Annotated in this window: 23 protein-coding genes; 13 read left to right on the top strand and 10 right to left on the bottom strand. The window is 72.2% G+C overall.

Going from position 1 to position 22,261, the window contains the following annotated elements:
- Positions 1–179: 179 nt before the first annotated feature.
- Entirely contained in the window at positions 180–1,349 is a 1,170-nt protein-coding gene (gene tuf / locus AB0I66_RS06920; protein ID WP_363206619.1) for an elongation factor Tu, read from the top strand.
- 91 nt (positions 1,350–1,440) lie between these two features.
- Entirely contained in the window at positions 1,441–2,274 is an 834-nt protein-coding gene (locus AB0I66_RS06915; RefSeq protein ID WP_363206717.1) for a fused MFS/spermidine synthase, read from the top strand.
- A 444-nt stretch (positions 2,275–2,718) separates the two neighbouring features.
- On the opposite strand, the gene AB0I66_RS06910 is transcribed toward AB0I66_RS06915, so the two are convergent.
- The 3 genes from AB0I66_RS06910 to AB0I66_RS06900 form a co-directional block, all read right to left on the bottom strand.
- Positions 2,719–4,050, bottom strand: a complete 1,332-nt coding sequence (locus AB0I66_RS06910) for an MFS transporter (RefSeq protein WP_363206716.1) — start codon at positions 4,048–4,050, stop codon at positions 2,719–2,721.
- Between the two features lie 77 nt (positions 4,051–4,127).
- A complete protein-coding gene (locus AB0I66_RS06905; RefSeq protein ID WP_363206618.1) occupies positions 4,128–5,174 on the bottom strand; it encodes a hypothetical protein in 1,047 nt (348 codons plus the stop codon).
- Positions 5,175–5,305: 131 nt separating this feature from the next.
- Positions 5,306–6,253, bottom strand: coding sequence for a hypothetical protein (locus AB0I66_RS06900; RefSeq protein WP_363206617.1), 948 nt, complete (start codon positions 6,251–6,253; stop codon positions 5,306–5,308).
- Positions 6,254–6,349: 96 nt separating this feature from the next.
- Between AB0I66_RS06900 and AB0I66_RS06895 the strand changes: the two genes are divergently transcribed.
- The 3 genes from AB0I66_RS06895 (at position 6,350) to AB0I66_RS06885 (ending at position 9,443) form a co-directional block, all read left to right on the top strand.
- Entirely contained in the window at positions 6,350–6,787 is a 438-nt protein-coding gene (locus tag AB0I66_RS06895; protein ID WP_363206715.1) for a DUF4442 domain-containing protein, read from the top strand.
- 219 nt (positions 6,788–7,006) lie between these two features.
- Positions 7,007–8,680: a carboxylesterase family protein gene (locus AB0I66_RS06890; protein ID WP_363206616.1), complete on the top strand. Its 1,674-nt coding sequence runs from the start codon at positions 7,007–7,009 to the stop codon at positions 8,678–8,680.
- 82 nt (positions 8,681–8,762) lie between these two features.
- On the top strand, positions 8,763–9,443 hold the full coding sequence (locus AB0I66_RS06885; protein ID WP_363206615.1) for a DedA family protein: 681 nt from the start codon (positions 8,763–8,765) through the stop codon (positions 9,441–9,443).
- A 2-nt stretch (positions 9,444–9,445) separates the two neighbouring features.
- Here the strand turns inward: AB0I66_RS06885 and AB0I66_RS06880 are convergent, their stop codons facing one another.
- Positions 9,446–9,976, bottom strand: coding sequence for a gamma carbonic anhydrase family protein (locus AB0I66_RS06880; protein ID WP_363206614.1), 531 nt, complete (start codon positions 9,974–9,976; stop codon positions 9,446–9,448).
- Positions 9,977–10,109: 133 nt separating this feature from the next.
- Here AB0I66_RS06880 and AB0I66_RS06875 point away from each other — a divergent pair, with 133 nt between their 5' ends.
- A complete protein-coding gene (locus AB0I66_RS06875; RefSeq protein WP_363206613.1) occupies positions 10,110–10,868 on the top strand; it encodes an acyltransferase in 759 nt (252 codons plus the stop codon).
- Positions 10,869–10,879: 11 nt separating this feature from the next.
- On the opposite strand, the gene AB0I66_RS06870 is transcribed toward AB0I66_RS06875, so the two are convergent.
- Positions 10,880–11,743, bottom strand: coding sequence for a DMT family transporter (locus tag AB0I66_RS06870; RefSeq protein WP_363206612.1), 864 nt, complete (start codon positions 11,741–11,743; stop codon positions 10,880–10,882).
- 94 nt (positions 11,744–11,837) lie between these two features.
- Between AB0I66_RS06870 and AB0I66_RS06865 the strand changes: the two genes are divergently transcribed.
- Together AB0I66_RS06865 and AB0I66_RS06860 are read left to right on the top strand one after the other, a co-directional pair.
- Positions 11,838–12,422 carry an XRE family transcriptional regulator gene (locus AB0I66_RS06865; protein WP_363206611.1) on the top strand — a complete coding sequence of 195 codons (585 nt, stop codon included), beginning with the start codon at positions 11,838–11,840 and terminating at the stop codon, positions 12,420–12,422.
- Positions 12,423–12,465: 43 nt separating this feature from the next.
- Positions 12,466–13,023 carry a YbaK/EbsC family protein gene (locus AB0I66_RS06860; RefSeq protein ID WP_363206610.1) on the top strand — a complete coding sequence of 186 codons (558 nt, stop codon included), beginning with the start codon at positions 12,466–12,468 and terminating at the stop codon, positions 13,021–13,023.
- Between the two features lie 11 nt (positions 13,024–13,034).
- On the opposite strand, the gene AB0I66_RS06855 is transcribed toward AB0I66_RS06860, so the two are convergent.
- The 3 genes from AB0I66_RS06855 to AB0I66_RS06845 all read right to left on the bottom strand — a co-directional run bounded on the left by AB0I66_RS06855 (position 13,035) and on the right by AB0I66_RS06845 (position 16,620).
- Positions 13,035–14,252 carry a CaiB/BaiF CoA-transferase family protein gene (locus tag AB0I66_RS06855; RefSeq protein WP_363206609.1) on the bottom strand — a complete coding sequence of 406 codons (1,218 nt, stop codon included), beginning with the start codon at positions 14,250–14,252 and terminating at the stop codon, positions 13,035–13,037.
- Between the two features lie 71 nt (positions 14,253–14,323).
- Entirely contained in the window at positions 14,324–15,925 is a 1,602-nt protein-coding gene (locus tag AB0I66_RS06850) for a histidine kinase (protein ID WP_363206608.1), read from the bottom strand.
- A gap of 38 nt (positions 15,926–15,963) precedes the next feature.
- The gene (locus AB0I66_RS06845; protein WP_363206607.1) at positions 15,964–16,620 is read right to left on the bottom strand and encodes a response regulator transcription factor; all 657 of its coding nucleotides are present in this window, start codon (positions 16,618–16,620) and stop codon (positions 15,964–15,966) included.
- Positions 16,621–16,822: 202 nt separating this feature from the next.
- Between AB0I66_RS06845 and AB0I66_RS06840 the strand changes: the two genes are divergently transcribed.
- Both AB0I66_RS06840 and AB0I66_RS06835 read left to right on the top strand, forming a co-directional pair.
- Complete coding sequence (locus AB0I66_RS06840) at positions 16,823–17,590, top strand: GNAT family N-acyltransferase (RefSeq protein WP_363206714.1); 768 nt, start codon at positions 16,823–16,825, stop codon at positions 17,588–17,590.
- Positions 17,587–18,378 carry a lysophospholipid acyltransferase family protein gene (locus tag AB0I66_RS06835; RefSeq protein ID WP_363206606.1) on the top strand — a complete coding sequence of 264 codons (792 nt, stop codon included), beginning with the start codon at positions 17,587–17,589 and terminating at the stop codon, positions 18,376–18,378. The genes AB0I66_RS06840 and AB0I66_RS06835 overlap by 4 nt, the downstream gene beginning before the upstream one ends.
- Here the strand turns inward: AB0I66_RS06835 and AB0I66_RS06830 are convergent.
- Positions 18,344–19,342 carry an erythromycin esterase family protein gene (locus tag AB0I66_RS06830; protein ID WP_363206605.1) on the bottom strand — a complete coding sequence of 333 codons (999 nt, stop codon included), beginning with the start codon at positions 19,340–19,342 and terminating at the stop codon, positions 18,344–18,346. The genes AB0I66_RS06835 and AB0I66_RS06830 overlap by 35 nt on opposite strands.
- A gap of 145 nt (positions 19,343–19,487) precedes the next feature.
- Between AB0I66_RS06830 and AB0I66_RS06825 the strand changes: the two genes are divergently transcribed.
- The 3 genes from AB0I66_RS06825 to AB0I66_RS06815 all read left to right on the top strand — a co-directional run bounded on the left by AB0I66_RS06825 (position 19,488) and on the right by AB0I66_RS06815 (position 21,277).
- Complete coding sequence (locus AB0I66_RS06825; protein ID WP_363206604.1) at positions 19,488–19,721, top strand: hypothetical protein; 234 nt, start codon at positions 19,488–19,490, stop codon at positions 19,719–19,721.
- A gap of 67 nt (positions 19,722–19,788) precedes the next feature.
- The gene (locus AB0I66_RS06820) at positions 19,789–20,505 is read left to right on the top strand and encodes a hypothetical protein (protein ID WP_363206603.1); all 717 of its coding nucleotides are present in this window, start codon (positions 19,789–19,791) and stop codon (positions 20,503–20,505) included.
- 178 nt (positions 20,506–20,683) lie between these two features.
- Positions 20,684–21,277 (top strand): sigma-70 family RNA polymerase sigma factor, encoded by a 594-nt coding sequence (locus AB0I66_RS06815; protein WP_361843367.1) that lies wholly within the window; start codon positions 20,684–20,686, stop codon positions 21,275–21,277.
- A gap of 38 nt (positions 21,278–21,315) precedes the next feature.
- Here the strand turns inward: AB0I66_RS06815 and AB0I66_RS06810 are convergent, their stop codons facing one another.
- On the bottom strand, positions 21,316–22,179 hold the full coding sequence (locus AB0I66_RS06810) for a helix-turn-helix domain-containing protein (RefSeq protein ID WP_363206602.1): 864 nt from the start codon (positions 22,177–22,179) through the stop codon (positions 21,316–21,318).
- Positions 22,180–22,261 lie beyond the last annotated feature (82 nt).

The following is a 22,261-nucleotide window of genomic DNA, read 5'->3' as shown; positions in this document are numbered from 1 at the left end:
CTGCCGTTTTCCTCTGCGCAGCATTTCCTGTCGACGGCGCCCGACGCTGACCCTCCCCGGACACTCCGGCGGACCCCATAGGGGGAGGGTCGGTCCGGCCCCGGGGTCCCCGTCCCGAGCGTGCACGCGACGACGTGCGCCCAGGACTTCAGCTTTCGAGTTCCGGAGAAGGAACCGCCATGTCCAAGACGGCTTACGTCCGCACGAAACCGCACCTCAACATCGGCACGATGGGCCACGTCGACCACGGCAAGACCACCCTGACCGCCGCCATCACCAAGGTCCTCAGCGAGCGCGGCACCGGCACGTTCGTGCCCTTCGACCGCATCGACCGCGCCCCCGAGGAGGCGCAGCGCGGCATCACCATCAACATCGCGCACGTCGAGTACGAGACCGACACCCGCCACTACGCGCACGTGGACATGCCGGGCCACGCCGACTACATCAAGAACATGGTCACCGGGGCCGCGCAGCTCGACGGGGCGATCCTCGTCGTCTCCGCGCTCGACGGGATCATGCCGCAGACCGCCGAGCACGTCCTGCTCGCCCGGCAGGTCGGCGTCGACCACATCGTCGTCGCGCTCAACAAGGCCGACGCGGGTGACGAGGAGCTCATCGACCTCGTCGAACTGGAGGTGCGGGACCTCCTGTCCTCGCACGGGTACGGGGGCGACTCCGTCCCCGTCGTACGGGTGTCGGGGCTGAAGGCGCTGGAGGGCGACCCGCGGTGGGCCGCGGCCATCGAGGCGCTGCTCGACGCGGTGGACACCTATGTGCCCATGCCCGAGCGGTACGTCGACGCGCCCTTTCTCCTCTCGGTGGAGAACGTGCTCACCATCACCGGACGCGGAACCGTCGTCACCGGGGCCGTGGAGCGCGGCACCGTGCGTATCGGCGACCGGGTGGAGGTGCTCGGCGCGGAGACGGAGACCGTCGTCACCGGCCTCGAGACCTTCGGCAAGCCCATGGAGTCCGCGCAGGCGGGCGACAACGTGGCGCTGCTCCTGCGTGGTGTGCCACGCGACGCCGTACGACGCGGGCATGTCGTCGCGGAGCCGGGCAGCGTCAGTCCGAGCCGCCGCTTCACCGCGCAGGTGTACGTGTTGTCGACCAAGGAGGGTGGCCGGTCGACGCCGATCGCGACCGGTTACCGGCCGCAGTTCTACGTCCGCACCGCGGACGTGGTCGGCGACGTCGACCTCGGTGAGGCCGCCGTCGCCCGGCCCGGCGACACCGTCACCATGACGGTCGAGCTCGGCCGTGACATGCCCCTGGAGACGGGCCTCGGCTTCGCGATCCGCGAGGGCGGCAGGACCGTCGGCGCGGGCACGGTGACCGAGGTCGTCTGACGTCCGGCGCCCGCCTCCCGCGGGGGATCCACCCCCCCGGGGAGGCGGGCACAATGGAGCGGTGACTGAGGACGAACGCGCGGACGAGGCCATGGCCGTCATCAAGGCCGTCGACCACGGCACCGCCAAGCTGATGCCGGACGTGGACCGGCCGCGCGCCTGGCTGCTCACGGTCGACGGAGCGCCCCAGTCGTACGTCGACCTGGACGCGCCCACGTACCTGGAGTTCGAGTACGCGCAGCGCCTCGCGCACGTCATCGACACCGCCGATGACTCCGACCGCCCCCTGGACGTGCTCCACCTCGGCGGCGGCGCGCTCACCCTGCCCCGCTACGTCGCCGCGACCCGGCCCGGTTCGCGGCAGGACGTGGTGGAGGCGGACCGGGGGCTGCTCGAACTGGTCACCGAGCGGCTGCCGTTGGCCGAGGGCTCCGGGATCACCGTGCACGGCGCGGACGCCCGGCAGTGGATCGAGGAGGCGGCTGCCGACAGCGCCGATGTCCTGGTCGCCGACGTGTTCGGTGGCTCGCGGGTGCCCGCCCATCTGACGACGGTGGCCTACGCGCGTGCCGCGGACCGGGTGCTGCGCGCGGGCGGCCTCTACGCGGCGAACCTGGCCGACGGGGCGCCCTTCGCCTTCCTGCGCTCCCAGCTCGCCACCTTCGCCGAGGTGTTCGGGCAGGTCGCGCTGATCGCCGAACCGACCGTGCTGCGCGGCCGCCGCTTCGGCAACGCGGTGCTCGTCGCCTCGCACGAGGCCATCGACATCGAGGCGCTGGCCCGGCGAACAGCGGCCGACGTCTTCCCGGCCCGCGTCGAACACGGCGCCGCACTACGCCTGTTCACCGCCGACGCGAAGCCGGTACGGGACGAGGACGCGGTGGCCTCACCCGAACCGCCGGACGGGGCTTTCAGCATCGGCTGAGGGTTGGTTGCGGGGGTTGTCGAGGGTGCGGTCGGGGGGGGGCGGGGCTGCCTCGGCGGGGTGGGTGGCTGGCGCGGGATGAGGGTGCGGTGGCTACACCTGAGCCGCTGGGCGGGGCTTCCGGTATTGGCTGAGGCTTGGCGCGGCTGGGGGGCGGCCGCCTTGGTGGGGTGGGCGGCCGGTGTGGGACGAGGACCCCGGTGGCTTCAGCCGAGCCGCCGGACGGGGCTTTGAGTAGCGGTTGAGGCTTGGCTGCGGAGGGCTGTTGAGGGTGCGGTTGCCTTGGCGGGGTGGGCGGCCTGTGCGGGGTGAGGGTGCGGGGGCTTTACCCGAGCCGTCTGACGGGGTCTTCCGCGTCGGCTGAAGGTGTGGTCGGGGGGCCGGCCAGGGGTGCGGTTGCCTTGGCGGGGTGGGTGGCCTGTGCGGGGTGAGGGTGCGGGGGCTTTACCCGAGCCGTCTGACGGGGTCTTCCGCGTCGGCTGAGGGTGTGGTCGGGGGGCCGGCCAGGGGGGCGGTTGCCTTGGTGAGGTCCATGGCTATCTCCTTCGACGCCGTGCGGCGCGTCAGATTGCGTACGTCCGGGACGAAGAGCACCAGCGCCGTCACCAGGATCACGAGGGCCGCGCAGCCCCACAGCGACGCCGAACGTCCGAAGGCGAGCTCGGCCGGGCCCGCGAGCGCCGTGGCGAGCGGGACCATCGCGACCGAGCCGAACCAGTCGTACGCGGCGACCCGCGACAGCTTCTCCTCGGGGATCTCCTGATGCATCGCCGTCATCCAGGAGACGCCGAACACCTCGATCGCGACGCCGCTGACGAACATCACCGCCGCGAGCCCCCACACCGGCAACGGCACCGCGAGCGCCGCCGACGGGGCGGCCAGCGGGAAGACGCACAGGGTGCCCGCGAGCAGCAGACGCCGCGGCTTCCAGCGCATCATCAGGAACGCGCCGCCGACCGTGCCCGCGCCGAACGCGCCTAGCGCGAGACCCCAGGGGCCCGCGCCGCCCAGTTCGTCCTGGGCGACCAGCGGCCCGAAGACCGCCTCGGCGGCGCCGACCACCGCCACCACCACCGAGAACTGCGCGACGATCGCCCACAGCCAGGGCCGTCCCACGAACTCCCGCCAGCCCTCCCGCAGATCGGAGAGCAGCCCGCCGCCGGGCGCCCGCACCGGGATGTGACTGACGTCGAGGAGTGAGCGCAGGGCCGCGGCCACCGCGAACGCCACCGCGTCCACCGCGAGCACCCAGCCGGGCCCGATCGCGGCGACCATCAGACCGCCGAGCGCCGCGCCGCCGAGGCCCGCGCCCTGCATCGCCATGCGGTACATCGCGAAGGCACGGCTGGCCTGTTCGCCGCTGACGGTCGACATCAGCATGCCTTCGGCCGCCGGGCCGAAGAAGGCCTGACCGGTGCCGCCGAGCGCGGTCAGCAGCATCATCGACCACAGCGGGGGCGCGCCGGAGATGACGAGGACGGCGAAGACCGCCTGCGAGACGCAGTTGAGCGCGTTGGCCGCGACCATCACGTGGTGGCGCGGCAACCGGTCGGCGACGGCCCCGCCGATGAGCAGGAACAGCACGAGCGGCAGCGTGCGCGCCGCCGCCACCAGACCTACGTCTCCGCCGTCGCCGCCCGAGTCGAGCACCGCGAACGCCGCCGCGATCAGGGCGCCGTGGCTGCCCAGATTGGTCACGATCGCGGCGGCGGTCAGCAGGCTGTAGTTGCGGCCGGCCCAGGCGGGGCGGCGCACGGCGGGGGGAGTGGTCACCAGGGGACTATCCACGCCGGGACGCCGACTTGCCAAACCGTTTCCGCGCGGGGTCAGGTGCCCGCACGCGGCTCAGCGGCTCAGGACTCCTCGGGGTCGCCGTGCAGCCGTACCGTGCTCAGGATCTTCTTCACCGTGGCGTCGGGAATCTCGGCCTTCACGCCCTTGGCGCCGTACAGCGACCAGGCGACGTACTCGCCGTCGGCGTTCTTGAAGGAGAACGTCGTGGCCTTGCCGTCCGAGTCGCACTTGTCCTGCTTGACGACACCCGACGTCGTGGAGGTGGCAACGCTGCCCTTGATGCCGGAGGTGGTGGTGTACGACTCCACCTTGCCGACCTTGATCTTCTTCTTGTCGGCCTTCTTCTGGCCCGTGTACCCGGCGAAGACCCACCACGCGGAGTCGTTGCGCGCGACGTCCTTGGTGTTCTTGGCGCCGTTCTGGCCCTTGGTGCCGACGGCGCCGAGGGCGACGTCGTCCTTGGTGCCGTCCTTGTCGTCGTCAGAGGAGCACCACTTCGGCTTGTAGTGCGCGGGCGCGGACATGCCGATGAGCGCGCTGCCGTCGCCCTTCTCCCGGTCCTCGAAGCCGATGAAGGTGCCGGGGGTGTCGACCTCCCAGTCCGCGGGGACGTCGAAGGCCGTGCCCCACTTGGGGTTCACGACGACCTGCCAGCCCTCGACCGTCGGCTTCGGGCCATTGTCCGTGCCGCGCTCGGAGCCGCCTTCCGACTCACTGGGGCTCGGCTTCGGCGAGGCCGACTTGGCCGGTGACTTCTTGTCCGGCTTGCCGTCCGCCTCGTCGTCCTTGTCGCCGCCGAGCACCAGGAAGCCCGTGACACCCGCGGCCACCAGGACGGCGAGCGCCGCGACGATCGCGGTGATCTTCGTCTTGTTTCCGTCGCCGCCCTGACCGCCGCCGCCCGGCTGGGACGGCATCGGCGGTGGCGTGGGCGCCGCCCACTGCGGCTGCTCGGGCTGCGAGAAGGAGCCGGAGTGCGGCTGCTGCTGCTGATACCCGGGCTGCTGGTAAGGGTTCGGCTGCTGGTACCCCGGCTGCTGGTACGGATTGGGATTCTGGTCCTGCGGGTTCTGCTCGCCCCCGGGCGGCTGCTGTCCTGGCCACATGGGCAGTAACCATAGAGGGGCTTGTGGCCTGATGTCATCGCTGCCCCCGTGGCGGGGACGGCACATCGGACCATAAGCCCCCGCAGCGCACGAAACGCCTCAGGACTCCATGGGGTCCCGGTCGTTCAGGACTACGGCTGCGACTTGATCTCGCGCACCGTGCCGAGCATCTTCTTGACCGTGGCGTCCGGGACCTCGTCACCCACGCCCGTCGCGCCGTGGAAGGACCACGAGGCGAACGCGCCCTCGGAGTCCTTGAACGCGAACACCGTGGCCTTGCCCTCCGAGTCGCACTTGCCCTCCTTCTCGACGCCCGAGGACGAGGCGGTCACCAGACTGCCCTTGAGGCCCGATTTCGTGGTGTAGGGCTCGGCGGCCCCGGCCTTGACCTTCGACTTGTCGGGCTGGGTGAAGGCTCCGTAGATCCACAGCTCGGCGTCCTTGCGCGCGGCCTCCTCGGTGCTCCTGGCCCCCTTGTTGCCCTTGGTGCCCGCCGCCGCGAGGGGCGAGTAGTCCTTGTTGCCGTCCCTGTCCTCGTCGGCCCCGCACCACTTCTCCTTGAGGTACGCCGGAGCGGCGATGGCGACGAGGGGCTTGTCGTCCGGATCGTCCGCCTCCGAGACCCAGCCGACCCAGTCCGTCGACTTCAGCTTCCAGCCCGCGGGCACGTCGAAGGCGATGCCGCGCTTGGGATTCACGACGGTCTGCCAGCCCGGGATCGTCGGATCGGGGTTGCCGCCGTTGCCGCGCGAGTCGGAGTCGTCGGACCCCGCCGTGCTCGGTGCCGCGGTCGAGGACTGCGTCGGGTCCGGCTGCGCGGCGTCGTCCTTGTCGCCGCCGAGGACAAGGAAGGCGGTGACGCCCGCGGCCACCACGACCGCCGCCGCGGCGACGACAGCGATGACCTTGGTCCTGTTGCCGCCCCCGCCGCCCCCGCCGCCCCCGCCGCCCTGCGGAGACTGGGGTGTGCCGCCGGGAACGGTGGGCGCGTTCCACGGCGCCTGCTGCTGATATCCCGGCTGGTGGTACGGATTCGGCTGGTTCGGCCCGGCTCCGGGCTGCTGCTCTCCTGGCCACATGCGCAGCAACGATAGGTGACCGTGATCCACCCCTCGCAGGCTCCTGGCCAAAGAACGCTACTGATGGGTAACATCCCGGCCATGAGCACTGACCAGATGTCGATAGGCGAGATGCTCGCCGCCACCGTGCCGATGGCCCGGACGCTGAACCTCGAGTTCCGCGAGACCACCCCCGAGAAGGCCGTGGTCGCCCTGCCCGACCAGGCCGAGTACCACAACCACGTCGGCGGGCCGCACGCCGGAGCCATGTTCACGCTGGGGGAGTCGGCGAGCGGCGCCATCGTGCTCGCCGCGTTCGGCGACCAGCTCTCGCGCGCCGTGCCGCTCGCCGTCAGCGCCGACATCGCGTACAAGAAGCTCGCCATGGGGCCGGTGACCGCCACCGCGACCCTCGGCCGCCCGGCCGCCGAGGTCGTCGCCGAGCTGGACGCGGGGCAGCGCCCCGAGTTCCCGGTGGCCATCGCGATCCAGCGCGAGGACGGCGCGGTGACCGGCGAGATGACCGTCGTCTGGACCCTGCGCCCCAATAACTGAGTCGCGTACGGGCGTTCGCTTCCGTACGTTCGTTGAACACAGCGGCGTCGCGTCGGCCGGGCCACGGGGGTCCCGACCGCCGCGGCGCCGTTCGTCATGACCCCATGCTCTGACTCCATCAAGCCGTTTCGGCACGCCTTCTGTTCAACTCATTGACACGAGTCACCAGTGGTCATAGTTTCCGGCCGCCAGGGTTGACGTCGTCAGAGGAGTCGCCGCATGAGACGCACGGGTCGAACGGGTCGAACGGGACGCAAGCGCACCACCCGAACCATCCTCACGGTCATCGCCGCCGCCGCGGCCCTGCTCACCCCGTACACCGCACAGGCCCAGGCCCAACCCGCCCTCAAGGACCCGTCCCGGACCGGCGGCGGCGCGCTCGTCCGCACGGACGCGGGGTGGCTGCGCGGTGAATCCACCGCCGAGGGGCGGCAGTTCCTCGGCATCCCGTACGCCCGGCAGCCCGTCGGTGGCCTCCGGTGGAAGGAGCCGCGCCCCGCCAAGTCCTGGCCGGGCGTGCGCGAGGCGACCTCCTTCGGCAACCGCTGCGTACAGACGTCGAGTTGGGACCCCGGATACGAGAACCCCAGCCACACCGAGGACTGCCTCGACCTCAACGTCTACGTGCCAAAAGGCGGTCACGGTGCGCATGAGGAGCGCCCGGTCATGGTCTGGCTGCACGGCGGCGGGCTCACCGCGGGCGCGGGCGAGGACATCGTGCCCGACACCTTCGCCCGGCGCACGGGCACGGTGGTGGTGACCGTCAACTACCGCCTGGGCGCCATGGGTTTCCTCGCGGGCAAGGGGCTCGACGCGGAGGCGCCCGACCATGTCTCGGGCAACTACGGGCTGCTCGACCAGCAGGCCGCGCTGCGCTGGGTGCGCGCCAACATCGGCTCCTTCGGCGGCGACCGCCAGCGCGTCACCATCGCGGGCGAGTCCGCGGGCGGCCGCTCCGTCTGTACGCAGCTGGCCTCGCCCACCGCCAAGGGCCTCTTCCGCGCGGGCATCGTGCAGAGCGGCGCCTACGGGGACTGCGCCGCCCGCGAGCGCGAGGAGGCCCGCACGCAGGGCGCGGCGTTCGCGAAGAAGGCGGGCTGCCCCGATCTGGCGACCGCCCTCGCGTGTCTGCGGGAGAAGCCCGCCGAGAAGATCCTCGCGGCGCAGGCCGGGTTCGACTGGGGCCCGGTGGCAGGCGGCGACTTCCTGCCGGTCCAGCCGGAGGAGGCGTACGGGAACGGAAGCGCCTCGCGCGTGCCGGTCCTGAACGGCGCGAACAGCGACGAGGGGCGGCTCTTCGCCTACGGCCAGTTCGACGGGCAGGGCAAACCGCTGACAGCGGAGCAGTACCCGGGCGCGCTCACCCGGGCGTACGGCGCGGAACTGGGCGCCGAGGTGCTCAAGCGCTATCCGCTCGCCGAGCACGCCTCGCCGACGCACGCCTACGCGGCCGCCCAGGGCGACCAGATGTTCGCCTGCCCGGCGCTGCGCATGGACAGGTCGCTCGCCGGGCGGGGCCCGGTCTACGCCTATGAGTTCGCCGACCGCACCTCGCCGCCCTTCGCCTCGATCCGGGAGGCGGGCAAGACGTTCGACTTCGGGGCGACTCACGTCAACGAGGTGCAGTACTTCTTCAAGCACTTCGGGCTCGCGTCACCCCTCGACGCGGAGCAACGCGTTCTTGCCCGGCAGATGGTCCAGTACTGGGGCTCGTTCGTCCACGGCGGCGTGCCGCGCGCCGACGGCCAGCCGGCCGCGCCCGACCAGCGGACGCGGCCCGGCCAGGTGCTCTCGCTGCGCACCGCATCGGCGGGCGGGAACGAGCTGAGCACCTCCGTGGCCCGTGAGCACAGGTGCGACCTCTGGGATGCCGCCCCGGCCGACGCCGGGTGAGCGGGTAGGCTGCCCGGCGTGCGCGACCTTGGGGGGAACGCGCACGCCGGGTACACGCACATCAGCACAGGAGGAACCGGCGTTGCACGTCCAGGAATGGCTGGAGACCGTACCGGCCGTCAGTATCTACGCGCTGGTGGGCGTGGTCATCGGTCTGGAGAGCCTGGGCATTCCGCTGCCGGGTGAGATCGTCCTCGTCTCCGCCGCACTGCTCTCCTCGCAGCACGGCGAGTTGAACCCCGTCATCCTCGGGATCTGCGCCACCGCGGGCGCCATCATCGGCGACTCCATCGGGTACGCGATCGGACGCAAGGGCGGCCGGCCACTTCTTGCCTGGCTCGAACGCAAATTCCCCAAGCATTTCAGTGCCGCGAACGTCGGCAGCGCCGAGCAGTCGTTCCAGAAGTGGGGCATGTGGGCGGTCTTCTTCGGCCGCTTCGTCGCCCTGCTGCGGATCTTCGCGGGACCCCTGGCCGGCGTCCTTCGCATGCCGTACTGGAAGTTCCTGATCGCCAACGTCCTGGGCGGCATCGTCTGGGCGGGCGGCACCACCGCCGTCATCTACTACATCGGTGTCGTCGCCGAGGACTGGCTCAAGCGGTTCTCGTACTTCGGCCTGGCCATCGCCGTCCTGATCGGCGTCGGCTCCATGCTGCTGGTCAAGCGCCGCGCCAAGAAGTCCGCGGAGGCGCGTTCGGCGGCGCAGGCCGACAGCGGTGCCAAGACGGCGGCCGAGCCGGTCCCCGTTCCGGCCGCCGACTGACGTCACCCGGCGTGGGCGTTCCGGTGGGCCTTGGCGAGCTCGACGTACATGGTGCCGTTGAGGGTGACGCCCGCGCGCTCCTCGTCGGTGAGCGGGCGGCGCACCTTGGCGGGCACGCCCGCGACCAGTGAGCCGGGCGGCACGACCATCCCCTGCGGCACGAGGGCCTGCGCCGCGACCAGCGAACCGGCGCCGATCACCGCGCCGTTGAGGACCGTCGCCCCCATGCCGATGAGGCAGTCGTCCTCGACGGTGCAGCCGTGCAGGACGGCGTTGTGGCCGACCGAGACCCGCTCGCCGATCGTCATGGGGAAGCCCAGGTCGACGTGGAGGCTGCAGTTGTCCTGGATGTTGCTGTCGGCGCCGACGACGATGGGCCCGCCGTCCGCGCGCAGCACCGCCCCGTACCAGGCGCTCGCACCGGCGTGCAGCGTCACCTCGCCGATGATGACCGAGGTGGGTGCGGTGAAGGCGTCCTGATCGATCTGCGGGCTTTTGCCGCCGAAACCGGTGATGAGTGCCTCGTGGCTCATCGGAACTCTCCATTCGTACGTGTCTCGCGCCTGGCGGAACCGTACGGGACGGGGCGGGGGCCGCGGCCCTGTGGGGTGAAGATCACAGGGGTCCGGGCTCACCGGGCCGCGCGCGGCTGAGTAACGTGAGCGCGTGCCGAAGAACAGGAACACGTTCTCATCCGCGGCCGCCGACTGGCGGCGCCGCGCGACCCAGCGCGCCGTCCACGCGGGCTGGGCCTGGGTGCAGCGGACGGGCGCCGTCACCGCCCAGCGGCCCGGCAGGCTGCGGTTCGGCGCGATCGGCCACGGCACGAAGCTGTCCTTCCCGCAGGGGACCGTCTTCGGTGAACCGTGGATCCGCATCGGCGATCACTGCATCATCGGTGAGCAGGTCACGCTCACCGCCGGGATGATGCCCGACCTGGACCTCGGCCCCGACCCGATCCTGCGCATCGGCAACGGCGTCGTGCTCGGCCGCGGCAGCCATGTCATCGCCGACACCACGGTGACGATCGGCGACGACTGCTACTTCGGGCCCACGGTCTACGTGACGTCCACGAACCACTCGTACGACGATCCGCACACGCCCATCGGCAAGCAGTGGCCGCGGATGGAGCCGGTCGAGATCGGGCCGGGCTGCTGGATCGGCACGAACGCGGTGATCCTGCCGGGCGCCAGGATCGGGCGCAATGTCGTGGTGGCCGCGGGGGCGGTTGTCCGGGGCGATGTCCCTGACCACGCCGTGGTCGCGGGAGCGCCGGCCCGCGTGGTGCGGACCTGGGACCCCGATGCGGGGTGGCAGCCGCCGTTGCGGACGCCCGCGCCCGTGCCGATTCCTGACGGGGTCACACCGGAACAGCTGCTTGCCCTGGGGGAGTTGGACGACCTCGACCTCGGTGAGCAGGTCTGACGCACGGCCGCTCAGCTCGCCAGCAGTACCGTGCCCACCAGCGCGAGGCCCGCGCCCGCCGCCTGCACCCCGCGCAGCCGTTCCTTGAGCACCAGGCGTGCGGCGAGTGCGGTGACCACCGGGTAGACGGAGGCGAGCACGGCGGCCACGGTGACCGGGCCGTTCTGGGCGGCCACCGAGTACGTGCCGTTGGCCGCGACGTCCGCGAGGCCGACGAAGGCCAGGGCCGGGACCGCCGCCCAGATGACGTGCGGTCCGCTGCCCTCGGGGAGCGCCCTGCCGCCCCGCTTGACCGAGACGAACAAGGCCGCGCCGCCGGTGGCCACGTTCGTCACGCGCTGCACGAACAGGGCGAGGAACAGGCCCGTGAGGTTGCTCGACGCCTCGGCGATGAGCGACATCACCCCGCCGAAGCCGAAGGCCGCGACCAGGGTGAGCAGGACCGCCTGCCGCTGTACGGGGGCACCGCGCAGCTCAGGGCCGCCCGCGAGGACGATGCCGACCACGGCGACGGCGATCCCGGCGAACTGCGGGACTCCCGGCCGCTCGCCGAGGAGAAGCCCGACGCCCACCGGCACGACGACGCCCAGCGAACCGAGCGGCGAGACGACGCCCATCGGGCCGAGCGCCAGGGCCTTGTAGAAGGCGAGCATCGCGACGGGGCCGACGAGCCCCGCGCCGACCGCGAACCACAGCTGCGGTCCCCACTCCGTCCAGCCGCCCGTGGCGACCACGATCGCCCCGAGGACGACCACGGCGATGGTCTGCGAGACGACGACCACCGTGAGCGCGGGCAGGCGCCGGGTCAGCAGCCCGCCGCCGAAATCGGCCAGGCCCCACAGGAGGCTGGTGGCCAGGGCGAACAGTGCCGTCATCGGAAATCCTCGCAGTACAGTGTGGTGAACCTTCAGGTGCACCACACCGTAGTTCAACATCCTAAACTCTGTCATCCAATATATTGGACGGAATGTGTCGGACCTCGATCAGCTCACCCAGTCCCTCGCCCGCAACCTCAAGCGCTGGCGCTCGGAACGGGGCTTCACGCTCGACGCGCTCGCGGCCCGCGCGGGCGTCAGCCGCGGCATGATCATCCAGATCGAGCAGGCCAGGACCAACCCCAGCGTCGGCATCACGGTGAAGCTCGCCGATGCCCTGGGCGTCAGCATCACCACGCTCCTCGACTACGAACAGGGCTCGCACGTTCGGCTCGTGCCTCCGGAGCAGGCGGTGCGCATGTGGTCCACGGAGGCGGGCAGCAGCACGACGCTCCTGGTCGGCACCGAGGCGCGCGGGCCGTTCGAGCTGTGGGCGTGGACGCTGATGCCGGGCGACGGCAGTGACTCCGACGCGCACCCGCCGGGGACGATGGAACTCCTGCACGTGGCCGCGGGCGAACTGACCCTGCTCGTGGACGGCGTGGAGCATCTCGTGCCCGCCGGGTCGGCCGCGTCCTTCGAGGCGAACGTGGCGCACGGTTATCACAACAAGGGTGCCGAGCCGGTCGAGATGACCATGTCGGTGTCGGTGCCACCGGCGCACGCCTCCTCGTACTGAGACGCGGGGCCGAGCCGCGGGGGCGGCCTGTTAGCGTGCGGCCATGCGTGCACCCATGGGAGATTTCGACGACGTCCGACCCGCGCCCGAGGCCCTCGACCTCCTCGTCGCACCCGTCGCGGACGCCGTGCGCGGATGGAGCGGGAGCGTCCCGGCCGAGCAGGTCGTCCATGTCGACACCGACCCGCGGTGGGCCGACACCGCCACCTTCGTGGAGCACTACGGCCAGGACATCCTGGAGCAGTCGGCGAACTGCGTCGTCGTCGCGGGCAAGCGCGGCGGCGAGGCCTCGCTCGCCGCGTGCCTGGTCCTCTCCACGACCCGCGTCGACGTGAACGGCGTCGTGCGCCGCCAACTCGGCGCGCGCAAGGCCTCGTTCGCCCCGATGGACACGGCCACCGGCGAGACCGGCATGGAGTACGGCGGCATCACGCCGATCGGTCTGCCCGCCGACTGGCCGCTGCTCGTGGACGCCGCCGTCGTCGACCTTCCGTACGTCCTGATCGGCAGCGGCAGCCGCCGGGGCAAGCTCATCGTGCCCGGCAAGGCGTTCGCCGAGCTGCCCAACGCGGTGGTGCTCGAAGGGCTCGGCGTCGCCTGACTTGCCCCCGCTTACCCGCAGACTCCCTCCTCGCGCAGCCGGGCGATGTCGTCGGGGCCGCGCCCCAGCTCGCCCAGAATCAGCTCGGTGTGCTCGCCCGCCGCCGGTACGGGGTCCATGCGCGGGGGCACGCCCTTCAGGTCCGCGGGCGGCACCAGCGCCTGCACCGGGGACGAGCTGCCCGGAATGCTGACCTCCCGCCAGCGGTCGCGCTCGACGAGCGCGGGGTGGTCCAGGAACTCGGCGACCGAATTCACGCCCGCGTTGGCGATGTTGGCGCGGTCCAGGAGCTCCATCGCCTCGTCGCTGCCGAGCCGGGCGAACCGCGCGGAGATGATCGCGTCGAGTTCGTCGCGGTGCGCGACCCGGTCGGAGCCGGTGGCGAACCGCGGATCGTCGGTCAACTCGGGCTGCCCGATGACCTGTTCGCACAGGGCGGCCCACTCGCGCTCGTTCTGCACGGACAGCAGTACATCCTTGCCGTCGGACGCGGTGAACGGGCCGTAGGGCGCCACCGTCGCGTGCCGGGCGCCGACCCGCGGCGGCTGGGTGCCGCCGTAACGCGTGTAGTACGCGGGCTGGCCCATCCACTCGCCGAGCGCGTCGAAGAGGGAGACCTCGACGGCCGGTGCGCGCCCGGTGGTGGCCCGGGTGAAGAGCGAGGTGAGGATGCCGCTGTAGGCGTACATCCCGCCCGCGATGTCCGCGACCGAGATCCCCGCCCGCACCGCCTCGTCGGGCGTGCCGGTCAAGGAGAGCAGCCCGGTCTGGCACTGCACGAGCAGGTCGTACGCCTTCCGCCGCGACCAGGAGCCGCTGGTGCCGTACCCGCTGACGGTGCAGGGGATCAACGACGGATGGCGGGCCTGGAGTTCGTCCGCGCCGAGGCCGAGGCGGTCCGCGGCACCCGGGGCGAGGTTCTGCACGAACACATCGGCACCCGCGAGGAGTTCGTGCAGGATCGCCCTGCCCTCCTCGGACTTGAGGTCCAGGGTGAGGGACTCCTTGGAGCGGTTGAGCCAGACGAAGTAGCTGGCCTGGCCGTGCACCGTGGTGTCGTAACGCCGGGCGAAGTCACCGCCCCCGGGACGCTCGACCTTGATCACACGGGCGCCGAGGTCGGCGAGCTGGCGGGTGGCGAAGGGAGCGGCGACGGCCTGCTCCAGGCTGACGACGGTGATGCCCTCCAGGGGGAGCTGACCTGCCGGTTCGTGGTGCGTCGTCGCCATCACTGCCCTACTTTTCTTCTCTTGGGTTCGCGGGTGCTGTCTGAGTCTGTACGGTCACGTGGCACGTCGCTTCAGTCGCCCTCACCCACGACCGACTTGGACACGAGCCGCCCGTCGTCGAAGCAGAGGCGGTAGCCGTCGCCCGACATGAAGCGGGTGCTGTAGTACGCGCAGTCCTGGCCGCGCGGTGTCGCGGGTGCGCCGTCGGGCGATCCGTCCATGGTGAAGTCCGGAAGGCGGGACTCGACTTCGTCGCGCGGCTGCCCGGTCCGCAGGCCGTCGTACACCTTCCGGTCCAGGACCGAGAAGACGGAGCTGATCAGGCTGAGGGGGATCATGAGCAACAGGATTCCGGCAAGGACCGCGAGCGGGGTCAGGACCGCCTGGGTCAGCCGCCGTCTGGTCTGCCGCCTGGCCAGCTCCAGTTCCCTGGCGGAGGTGGTGGGCCTGGGGATGTCGGCGGCGCGTGGGGCGGCCCCGGCCGCGGGCAGTTCGGCGGTCACGGCGAAGCCGCCGTCGGCCGTGGGGTCCGCGCGCAGCGTGCCGCCCGCCAGGCGTATGCGCTCGTCGAGACCGACGAGTCCGCTGCCGCCCGATGCCACTCCGGGCAGGCGGCCTGCCGGGGCCGGGTCGTTCACCACCGCCAGGCGCAGCGTGTCGCCGGTCCGCGCGATGCCGACCCGGACCGCGGCACCGGGCGCGTGCTTGGCGGCGTTCGTCAGGGACTCCTGCAGCACACGGTGGACGGCGAGGGCGACCATCGGCGGCAGGTCATCGGTGGCCCCCGACCGTTCGAACGTGACCTCGACCCCGGAGGCCCGCGCGCGCTCGACGACGGCCTCCGGGCTCTCCTCCGACGGTGCCCTGGGCGGCGGCTCGTCGTCGGCCCGGAGCACGCCGATGATCTCCCGAAGCCGTTCGGTCGCGGCGCCCGCGGCCTCGCGCAGCTCGCCGACGGCCGCCTGCTGGCGGGCGTCGAGGGTGGGGTCGACCTCAAGGGCGCCCGCCCGGACGGCGATGAGCGTCAGATCGTGGCCGAGCGAGTCGTGCATGTCGCCCGCGATCCTGGCCCGTTCGCGGATCCGCGTGCGGTCCGCGACAGCCCGCTGCTCGTTTTCCATGCGCTCGGCGAGCCGCCAGCCGCCGGCCGTCAGCTCGGCGTACTGACGGCGGTACCGGCCGATCAGCCAGGGCAGCACCACGCCGCTCAGAAAGGTCAGGAGCATCGTGGGCCAGCCCCACAGATCGCTCGCCACGAACCCGTTCATGACGAGTCCGGCCACGGCGACCGCCCCGAAGAACCACAGTGCCGGACGCGCCACGGCCGTACGGCTGCCGGCGAGATACCCGAACACGGCGAGCGCCGCCCAGTACACGGGCGTCAGCATCTCCGGGTCCGTCATCAGGCTCAGCGCGACGGGCACCGCGAGCGCGGCGAGGGGCCACCGCCTGCCGAGGGCGACGGCACCCCCCAGCAGCGGGATGCCCACGGCCGCGACGACGGCGTCACGCCCGTCGGAACCGAGGGCGGCCGAGAACGGCGGCGCGCACACCACGAGCCACAGTGCGACGTCGAAGAGCTGGGAGAGCCGGGGAAGGAACCGGGAGAACCGGGGAAGAGGCCGGGAGGACCGGGGAGTAAGCCGGGAGAGCCAGCCGTTTGCGCCGCGCATCCGCCAAGCATCGCCGATCACTTCAGCCGCCGGGCCCCTCATTCCTCGCCGACGAGCCCCGCCTCGTACGCCAGGATCGCGGCCTGCACCCGGTTCTTGAAGCCGAGGCGGGCCAGGACCTGGCTGACGTACGCCTTCACCGTGCCCTCGACGACGTGCAGCCGCCCGGCGATCTCCGCGTTCGACAGACCGGCCCCCACCAGCGCGAGCACCTCACGCTCGCGCGCCGTCAGCTCCTCGACGCGGGCCCGCGCGGTCGCCTGCTTGCCGAGCCGGCCCGCACCGAGGTGGGAGATGACCCGCCGCGCGATCGACGGGGAGAGATACGCGCCGCCGTCGGCGACAGCCTGGACCCCGGCGATCAGTTCGCGCGGATTGCCGGACTTGAGGAGGAAACCGGCGGCTCCGGAGGCGAGCGCACTCGCGATGTACTCGTCCTCGGAGAACGTGGTGAGCATCGCCACCGCCGTGTCCGGGACGAGCGCGCGCAGTTCGTCGGCCGCCTGAAGGCCGTCGAGCCGCGGCATCCGGATGTCGAGGAGGCAGACGTCCGGCCGGTGCCCGAGCGCCAGGTCGACCGCCTCGCGCCCGTCGGCCGCCTCGGCGACGACCTCGATGTCGGCGGCGGTGCCGAGGATCGCCCGTATCCCGGCCCTGATCATCGCCTCGTCGTCGGCGAGCAGCACTCTGATCATGTGCGCACGCTACCCCGGCCGTTGACGACCCCATGAAGGTGCCGGGCAAGTGTTTGCGATCGCCGTTCACCTGATGCTCACGCGTGTCCTGACCATCGGCCTCGCGGCCATCGTGCGCAGTTCAGCCGGGGCCATCACCGTGCTGTTCGTGCTGCTCTTCACCGGGCGGGACGACCTTCCCCGAACGGAGACCGGATCTGTCATGCCCTCGACATCCGCTACCCCTCTGACGCCCTCCGCTCCCACCGTCACCCGTGCGTACGTCACCTCCGTCGCCGACTCCGAAGAGCAGATCCGGGCCGCGCAGCGGCTGCGGTACCGCGTCTTCGGCGAGGAGATGGGTGCCACGCTCCACACCTCCCTGACCGGCCACGACGTGGACCCCTTCGACGACCTCGCGGACCACCTGATCGTCACCGACACCGCCACCGGCGAGGTCGTCGGCACCTACCGTCTGATGCCGCCCGGCCGCTCCGAGAAGTCCTACTCCGACAGCGAGTTCGACCTGCGCGCGCTGGAAGGCCTGCGGTCCTCCACGATCGAGGCTGGCCGCTCCTGCGTGCACCCCGACCACCGCTCCGGCGCGGTGATCAACCTGATGTGGTCGGCCCTCGCCCGCTATGTCCTGCTCTCCGGACACCGCTATCTGGCGGGCTGCGCCTCGGTGCCGCTGTCCGACGGTGGCCGGGCGGCGTCGAGCGCCTGGCTGCTCGGCACGTCCCGGCACGCGTCGCCGCCCGAGCTGCGGGTGCAGCCCCGGCGCCCCTGGGTGCCCACCGCGCCGCCGGTGGAGCGGCCCGCCTACCCCGACCTGCCGCCGCTGCTGAGGGGCTATCTCCGCCTGGGGGCGTGGATGTGCGGGGCGCCCGCGCACGACCCCGAGTTCGACGTCGCCGACTTCTTCGTCCTCCTGGACATGGACCGGCTCGGCGACCGCTACCGCCGCTATTTCCTGGGGGAGACGCAATGAGCCCCGCGGGCACCCCGCCGGCGCTGTGCACCCCGGCCTGCGTCACCCGCTCGGCACCGGAGGTCCCGCCGGCCGAACTGGCCCGCCGGTACGCGGCGTTGACGTACGAGATCGGCGTCGGCGTGACGCAGGGCGCGCGGCTGGCCGAGCCGCGGGCGCTGCAAGCGCGGGCCCGGGGAATTCTGGGCGCCCTGGGCATACGCCTCGACGCGGGGCCGGAGCGGCTGACGGTGACCGGTTCCCGGGCCGGCACCCTCATCGTCGCCAACCACATCTCCTGGCTCGACGTCGTCAGCCTGCTCGCCGTGGAGCCGGTGACGGTCCTGGCCAAGCGGGAGGTGGGCCGATGGCCGGTGATCGGCTCGCTCGCGAGGCGCGCCGGAACTCAGTTCATCGACCGCGACGGGATACGCCAGTTGCCGCACGTGGTGGCCGAGTTGGCGTCGGCCCTGGGCTCGGGCCGCTCCGTCCTCGTCTTCCCGCAGGCCACCACCTGGTGTTCCGTGGCCGGTGGCCGCTTCCGCCGGGCCACGTTCCAGGCGGCGGCCGACGCGGGCGCGCCCGTACGGCCGGTCACCATCCGCTACTACCGGCACGGCACGCGCAGCACCACGGCGGCCTTCCTCGGCGAGGAGTCCTTCGGGGCCTCACTGCACCGCGTGGCCCGTGCCCGTGGCCTGACCGTGCGGGTCACCGCGCACGCTCCGCTGCACGGCTCCGACCGCCGGGAGCTGGCCGCCGAGGCCCAGGCCGTCATCGGGGCGCATGAGATGCCCGCGCACGTCTGAACTGCCCGGAGAGACGAACAAAATCCCCGATGTCCCTCGCCGGAGTCACCTCGCGGACATGCGCCACGGCGTCGAACCACTGCGCGAGGGAACCGCCGGACAGATGGTGACCGGCGTCCTCGCGCGCATCGTAGGAGGGGCCGACGAGGCGGGTCTTCGCGGGCGCGTCGAGCCAGGCGTCGGCGGGCGCGGGGCGCCGCGAGCGCAGGTCCAGGAAGTACGCGGGCAGGTCGGCCGCGCCGAGCAGCGCCTCGGCGAAGTCCGCGGGCGGTACTGGATGGCCCGCGCCGTGGTGGAAGGTCAGCGCGACGGAGGCGTACCCCTTGCCGAAGTGCTCGCGCAGGTAACCGCCCGCGTTGTGGTGGGTCTGAGGAGCGGGTGAGGACACCGTCCTGGGGGCGCCGACAGCCGTGTGGGCGAGACCGCCCCAGTAGACCGTCTTCTGGCGGGTGCGCTCGTGCCACCGGATCGTGCTGTCGGCCAGGCCACGCTCGATCTCCGCGAGACCTCCGGCGGGCGTCGCCGACAGGGCCGGGGGCGTGGCCAGTTGGACGGGGTCGTGCGGGTGGCGTTCGTTGTGGGCGCGCATCCAGCGCAGGACGTCGAGGATCTCCCCGGTCCGCAGGAAGGGGCGGGCCTCGGAGAGCAGTGCCCGCGGGTCGCCGACTCCGGTCAGGACGTACGCGTCGAGGCCGAGCCGTGCCGGGTCGTCCCCTTCGAGGACGAGTGAGCGGAACCCCTGCTCCTCGACCAGGAAGCGCAGTATCCGGTGCTGGACGACGGACAGTTCATGAGTCGCGCGTGACCCGACGCCGAGTGCGACGATTTCGGCCCCCGCCACCGCGGCGGCCAGCGGGCGCAGGTCGTCCGTGTCGGCCAGTGGGTCATGGGCGTCGACGGGGCGGGCGTGACGGCTCAGCCAGTCGGCCACGGCTTCGGTGGTTGCTTCTGAGGTCGGGTTCATGAGACCCAGGCTCATACCTGAAGTTTGATTGAGGTCAAGTGGGAGGTATGTCACGGGAACTCGGGCTCTCGCGCGGCCGACTCCTGAACAGGCGCGGACGCGACGGTCCCGCGCCGTCACGTTCACGAGTGTCAGGAGAGCGGCGATGAGCGACCGCCCCCCATTGCCCCTGCTCTGCGGATTCCTCGCGCTGCTCGCGGTGATCTTCGCGGTGTCGTACGCCGTGGGGTCGGCCGTCGGGCCGGGCGCCCCCGTCACACAGCAGACCGAGACCGAGACAGAGACCGAGACCGAGACCGGGACGCATGAGGGGGACATGGGGGACATGCATTCCGGGGACGACATGGGGGACATGCACTCCGGTGACCCCGGCCGATGAGCACGGCGGGGCCAATTCGCGTACCCATCCGTGAAAGGAGGGGCGTGAATGCAAGTATGTCCCCGCCATGACTGCTGGATGGTGTTCTCGCGCGGTACGGGCTGCGGTGTTCGCGGCCGCCTGTGTGCTGCTCGCTGCCCTGGGGCACGTCATGATGTCGGGCGCCTCGGTGCCCTGGTGGACGCTGGGTGCCGGAGCCGTCGGAGTCGGCGGCACGGCGTGGCTGCTGGCCGGGCGCGAGAGGGGGCTGCCCCTGGTCGTCTCGGTGGCGGTGGCCGCTCAGACCGCGCTGCACTCGGGGTTCTCCCTGGCCCAGGCCGCCGCGCAGCCATCGGCCGGGGTGCCGCTCGTACGGCGCTGGGTGCAGCACATGCTCTGCGCCGCACCGATGCCCGATCCGGGGATGACGCCCGCGCCCGCCATGCCCGCCATGCCTGCCATGTCGGCGTCGTCGACGGGCTCCGCCATGGAGCACATGGATCACATGGGCGGCGGCCACGACATGAGCGGCATGTCGCCGACCGGCATGCTCGCCGCCCACCTTCTCGCCGCGCTCCTCTGCGGCCTCTGGCTCGCGCACGGCGAACGCGCGGCCTTCCGTGTCGCGCGTGCCTTCGCCGGGTGGCTCGTCGCACCCCTGCGGGTACCTCTCGCACTGCCCACGCCCGCACACCGGCCCCGCATCCGGTTCCACCGCCACCGTTCGGCGGGCCGGCCACGGCGGCTGCTCCTCGTCCACGCCATCACTTCTCGGGGTCCGCCCGCGGGGACCGCTGTCGCCTGACAGCCGGCTCCCCGACGCCGTTCCCGCGCGCCATCGCGCGCGGCCGGACGGCTCGGGCATCGGTCCCGCGCACTCTCGCGCGGCCGTACCCCCCTCACCGGACCCGCCGGACGCCTCTACGCACGTACGCACGTACGCACGGCGTGTCCGGGTCCCGGAATCCCGAGAAGGACACCAGGTGATCATTCCTGCCCTGCCCAGCTCACCCGACGAGTCGATAACGGCCTGGGCACTCGCCGCCCGCGCCGGAGACCCCGAAGCGGTCGAGCACTTCGTACGCGCCCTCCACCGGGACGTCCGCCGGTACGTGACGTATCTCGGCGGCGACCCGCAGGCCGCCGACGACCTGACGCAGGACACGTTCCTGCGGGCCCTCGGCAGCCTGCACCGGTTCGAAGGGCGCTCGTCCGCCCGTACGTGGCTGCTCTCCATCGCCCGGCGCGCGGTGATCGACAGCCTGCGGCACGCGGCGGCAAGGCCCCGCCTCTGCGACACGGACGACTGGCAGTCCGCCGCGGAGCGGGCCCAGCCGAGAGGCCTGCCGGGCTTCGACGACGGCGTGGTCCTCGCCGACCTGCTCGCGACGCTGCCCGACGAACGGCGTGAGGCCTTCGTCCTCACCCAACTCCTCGGGCTGCCCTATGCGGAGGCCGCGCTGCTCACCGGCTGTCCGGTGGGCACGGTCCGCTCGCGCGTGGCGCGGGCCCGGATCGCGCTGATGGAGCGCCTGCGGGAAGCCGAGCGCCCCGCCCTGGTGGGCGCCGCGGCCTGACACCCCGTACGGCCGCCGGACGGTGGCCGTGGCCGTGTCTAAGCGCGTCCCCCCAACGCCCTGAGCTGCGCCGGAGTAAGGCGGTCCGGTCCGGCGCAGCTCAGGGCCTCGGTCACCCGGTCCTGCGGCCAGCCAAGGGCGGTGGCCAGTCGGGCGACCGGGAGCGACGTGCCCGCATGCCGTTGCGCGGCCAGTACGGTCAGCGCGTCATCGGCGGCTCCGTAGCCGCTGCCGCTCATGTCGTCGCTGAGGGTCGCGAAGAACTGGCTCATGTGGGCGAGCCTGGCCCCGGCGGGCGTCGCCGCGTCGAGGACGTCGACGCCGCGCTGCGCGGTCTCCGCCCACATCGCGTGCTGCTGGGCGCTCGTCATCCACGCCCGCAGCCAGACGTCGTCGTCGATGACATACCGCTGACGGCGCTGTCCGGGCTCCCGTACACGTCGGATCACCTCAAGGCCCTCCAGGTAGCGGACGGCCAGGGACACCGACGCGGGGCTGACCCGCAGCCGCTGGACCAGGTCCGCGGCGGTGAGGCTGCCGGAGTCGTCGGTGATGAGGCGGGCGAGGACCCGGGCGGCCATGCGGGGCACCCCGGTCCTGACCATCAGCGCCGCGAGCTGCTCGGCGAAGTCACGTACGGCGCCGGGGTCGCGGCCGTACGCGTCGGGGGGCGTGGCCGGTTCGCGGCGCGGGACGCGCTTGCGCCGGCGGGCACGCCGCTCGGTGGCGAGGTGGGCGTGGTCGACGCGGTACGCCCCGGGCCCGCCGTTGCGGGCCACTTCGCGGCTGACGGTCGAGGTCGGTCTGTCCACGCGCCGGGCGATCTCGGCGTACCCGAGCCCCTCGGCCAGGCCCGCGCCGATGTCCCGGCGGTCCTGGTGGGTCAGCCTGCCACCCGGCATGGGCGTCGGCCTCCTTCTCCCTCGCGGCCTCGCGGCCTCGCGGCCTCGCGGCCTCGCGGCTTTGCGTTCGACGGCAAGTCCA

The sequence above is a fragment of the Streptomyces sp. NPDC050439 genome (assembly GCF_040655335.1).
Lineage (GTDB): Bacteria > Actinomycetota > Actinomycetes > Streptomycetales > Streptomycetaceae > Streptomyces.
Note: the sequence above shows the minus strand (reverse complement) of the source record. Positions and strands in the feature narration are given on the sequence as shown.

Excerpts from the sequence above, each read along its gene's own strand:
- tuf (WP_363206619.1), top strand. The coding sequence starts at position 180 with ATGTCCAAGACGGCTTACGTCCGCACGAAACCGCACCTCAACATCGGC.
- AB0I66_RS06915 (WP_363206717.1), top strand. The coding sequence starts at position 1,441 with ATGGCCGTCATCAAGGCCGTCGACCACGGCACCGCCAAGCTGATGCCG.
- AB0I66_RS06905 (WP_363206618.1), bottom strand. The coding sequence starts at position 5,174 with ATGTGGCCAGGACAGCAGCCGCCCGGGGGCGAGCAGAACCCGCAGGAC.
- AB0I66_RS06900 (WP_363206617.1), bottom strand. The coding sequence starts at position 6,253 with ATGTGGCCAGGAGAGCAGCAGCCCGGAGCCGGGCCGAACCAGCCGAAT.
- AB0I66_RS06895 (WP_363206715.1), top strand. The coding sequence starts at position 6,350 with ATGTCGATAGGCGAGATGCTCGCCGCCACCGTGCCGATGGCCCGGACG.
- AB0I66_RS06890 (WP_363206616.1), top strand. The coding sequence starts at position 7,007 with ATGAGACGCACGGGTCGAACGGGTCGAACGGGACGCAAGCGCACCACC.
- AB0I66_RS06880 (WP_363206614.1), bottom strand. The coding sequence starts at position 9,976 with ATGAGCCACGAGGCACTCATCACCGGTTTCGGCGGCAAAAGCCCGCAG.
- AB0I66_RS06870 (WP_363206612.1), bottom strand. The coding sequence starts at position 11,743 with ATGACGGCACTGTTCGCCCTGGCCACCAGCCTCCTGTGGGGCCTGGCC.
- AB0I66_RS06860 (WP_363206610.1), top strand. The coding sequence starts at position 12,466 with ATGCGTGCACCCATGGGAGATTTCGACGACGTCCGACCCGCGCCCGAG.
- AB0I66_RS06855 (WP_363206609.1), bottom strand. The coding sequence starts at position 14,252 with ATGGCGACGACGCACCACGAACCGGCAGGTCAGCTCCCCCTGGAGGGC.
- AB0I66_RS06850 (WP_363206608.1), bottom strand. The coding sequence starts at position 15,925 with ATGCGCGGCGCAAACGGCTGGCTCTCCCGGCTTACTCCCCGGTCCTCC.
- AB0I66_RS06845 (WP_363206607.1), bottom strand. The coding sequence starts at position 16,620 with ATGATCAGAGTGCTGCTCGCCGACGACGAGGCGATGATCAGGGCCGGG.
- AB0I66_RS06840 (WP_363206714.1), top strand. The coding sequence starts at position 16,823 with ATGCCCTCGACATCCGCTACCCCTCTGACGCCCTCCGCTCCCACCGTC.
- AB0I66_RS06835 (WP_363206606.1), top strand. The coding sequence starts at position 17,587 with ATGAGCCCCGCGGGCACCCCGCCGGCGCTGTGCACCCCGGCCTGCGTC.
- AB0I66_RS06830 (WP_363206605.1), bottom strand. The coding sequence starts at position 19,342 with ATGAACCCGACCTCAGAAGCAACCACCGAAGCCGTGGCCGACTGGCTG.
- AB0I66_RS06825 (WP_363206604.1), top strand. The coding sequence starts at position 19,488 with ATGAGCGACCGCCCCCCATTGCCCCTGCTCTGCGGATTCCTCGCGCTG.
- AB0I66_RS06820 (WP_363206603.1), top strand. The coding sequence starts at position 19,789 with ATGACTGCTGGATGGTGTTCTCGCGCGGTACGGGCTGCGGTGTTCGCG.
- AB0I66_RS06810 (WP_363206602.1), bottom strand. The coding sequence starts at position 22,179 with ATGCCGGGTGGCAGGCTGACCCACCAGGACCGCCGGGACATCGGCGCG.